The 2313-nt window shown below is 72.3% G+C and carries 2 protein-coding genes and 1 pseudogene; 2 read left to right on the top strand and 1 reads right to left on the bottom strand.

Annotated elements, in window-relative coordinates; translation table 11 throughout:
- A pseudogene (locus tag ACFV0G_RS20850) lies at positions 1-256 on the bottom strand (biotin--[acetyl-CoA-carboxylase] ligase); the annotation flags it as partial.
- A 256-nt stretch (positions 257-512) separates the two neighbouring features.
- Between ACFV0G_RS20850 and ACFV0G_RS20845 the strand changes: the two are divergent.
- On the top strand, positions 513-2105 hold the full coding sequence (locus ACFV0G_RS20845; protein WP_380549699.1) for an acyl-CoA carboxylase subunit beta: 1593 nt from the start codon (positions 513-515) through the stop codon (positions 2103-2105).
- Between the two features lie 24 nt (positions 2106-2129).
- Positions 2130-2313 (top strand): acyl-CoA carboxylase subunit epsilon (locus ACFV0G_RS20840; protein ID WP_380549696.1); only part of this gene is annotated, 184 nt, incomplete at its 3' end.

The following is a 2313-nucleotide window of genomic DNA, read 5'->3' as shown; positions in this document are numbered from 1 at the left end:
GCGGCGCGCCCGGCCGCCGCCCGCGGCGGCGCGGGCCGCCCTGTGGGTCCCCGCCCCCCCGCCCCGGGCCGGCGCGGGCCCCGTCCCGGGCCCGGGCGGCGAGGTCGGTGTTGGTGGAGCCGGTCTCGGTGACGACGTCCAGCGAGGTCCACAGGCCGCCGGGTACCAGCAGGTCCCGGCGGAGCGCGCCGGCGTCGAGCGGGGGGCGGTCCAGGTCCGTCCAGGGCGAGGGGCCCGGATGGCCGAGGCCGCGCAGTCCGCTGCGGCGGGGTCGGACGGGCTCTGGCTGCTCGGAGTCGGTCACCCGGCCACCCTACCGACGGCCCGGCGCCACCGTCCGGCCACAGGCCGTCCCATGGTGCCGCAGGACACGCGCGCGACACACTGTGTTGCTGGCCATAACAGGATCCGCCCGGCGCTGGCTACGCTACTTGGCGGTAGTCGCAGAGCCGCCCTGCCCTCATGCCGTCGTCGGCTTCGGGAGCGGCCAAGGACCAGGGAGAGCCACCTCAATGACCGAGGCGCCGTACGACCCCCACACCACCGCCGGGAAGCTGGCCGACCTGCGGCGCAGGATCGACGAGGCCGTGCACTCCGGATCGGCCGCCGCCGTCGAGAAGCAGCACGCCAAGGGCAAGCTGACGGCGCGTGAGCGGGTGGTGGAGCTGCTGGACGAGGACTCGTTCGTCGAGTTCGACGAGTTCGCCCGGCACCGCTCGACCAACTTCGGCCAGGAGAAGAACCGCCCGTACGGCGACGGCGTGGTGACCGGCTACGGCACCGTCGACGGCCGTCAGGTCGCCGTCTTCGCGCAGGACTTCACCGTCTTCGGCGGCTCCCTCGGCGAGGTGTTCGGCGAGAAGATCGTCAAGGTGATGGACTTCGCGCTGAAGACCGGCTGCCCGGTCATCGGCATCAACGACTCCGGCGGCGCGCGCATCCAGGAGGGCGTGGTCTCGCTCGGCCTGTACGGCGAGATCTTCCGCCGCAACGTGCACGCCTCCGGTGTGATCCCGCAGATCTCGCTGATCATGGGCCCGTGCGCGGGCGGCGCGGTGTACTCCCCCGCGATCACCGACTTCGTGGTGATGGCCGACCGGACGTCGCACATGTTCATCACCGGCCCGGACGTCATCAAGACGGTCACCGGCGAGGACGTCGGCATGGAGGAGCTGGGCGGCGCCCGCACCCACAACACCAAGTCGGGCAACGCGCACTACCTGGCCGCGGACGAGAAGGAGGCGATCGAGTACGTCAAGAGCCTGCTCTCGTACCTGCCCTCCAACAACCTCACCGACCCGCCGGCCTACCCCGAGCAGGCCGACCTCGCCGTCACCGACGAGGACCTCGAACTCGACACCATCGTGCCGGACTCGGCCAACCAGCCGTACGACATGCACAAGGTGATCGAGCACGTCCTGGACGACGGCGAGTTCCTGGAGACCCAGCCGCTGTTCGCCGGCAACATCATCACCGGCTTCGGCCGGGTCGAGGGCCACCCGGTCGGCATCGTCGGCAACCAGCCGATGGACCTCGCGGGCTGCCTGGACATCGACGCCAGCGAGAAGGCCGCCCGCTTCGTGCGGACCTGCGACAGCTTCAACATCCCGGTGCTGACCTTCGTCGACGTCCCAGGCTTCCTGCCCGGCACCGGCCAGGAGTGGGACGGCATCATCCGCCGCGGCGCCAAGCTGATCTACGCCTACGCCGAGGCCACCGTGCCGCTGATCACCGTGATCACCCGCAAGGCCTTCGGCGGCGCGTACGACGTCATGGGCTCCAAGCACCTGGGCGCCGACCTCAACCTGGCCTGGCCGACCGCGCAGATCGCGGTCATGGGCGCGCAGGGCGCGGCCAACATCGTCTACCGCCGCGAGCTGGCCGAGGCCGCCAAGGCCGGCGAGGACGTCGACGCCCGCCGGGCCGAGCTGGTCGCCGAGTACGAGGACACCCTGCTGAACCCGTACCTGGCCGCCGAGCGCGGCTACGTGGACGCGGTCATCGCCCCGAGCGAGACCCGCGGGCACATCGTGCGCGGACTGCGGGCGCTGCGCGGCAAGCGCGAGGCGCTGCCGCCGAAGAAGCACGGCAACATTCCGCTGTAGTCCGTTCCGGGAGAGGATCGACCCATGGCCCCCATTCAGGTGCTGCACGGGCAGCCGACCCCCGAGGAGCTGGCCACCGTCCTGGCGGTGGTCCATTCCCGGGCCGCCGCTGCGCAGGCCGCCGCCGAGGCGGCAGGCCGGGCGGGCGGCCCGGCCTCCCCGTGGCGCGACCACGCGCGGAAGATGCGCCGGATGCCGGCCCCCGGGC

It is taken from the genome of Kitasatospora sp. NPDC059571, from assembly GCF_042735675.1.
GTDB lineage: Bacteria > Actinomycetota > Actinomycetes > Streptomycetales > Streptomycetaceae > Kitasatospora.
The sequence above is the reverse complement of the archived record's forward strand: the minus strand, read 5'-3'. Positions and strand labels throughout refer to the sequence as shown.

Coding starts and splice junctions, on each gene's coding strand:
- ACFV0G_RS20845 (WP_380549699.1), top strand. CDS start 513: ATGACCGAGGCGCCGTACGACCCCCACACCACCGCCGGGAAGCTGGCC.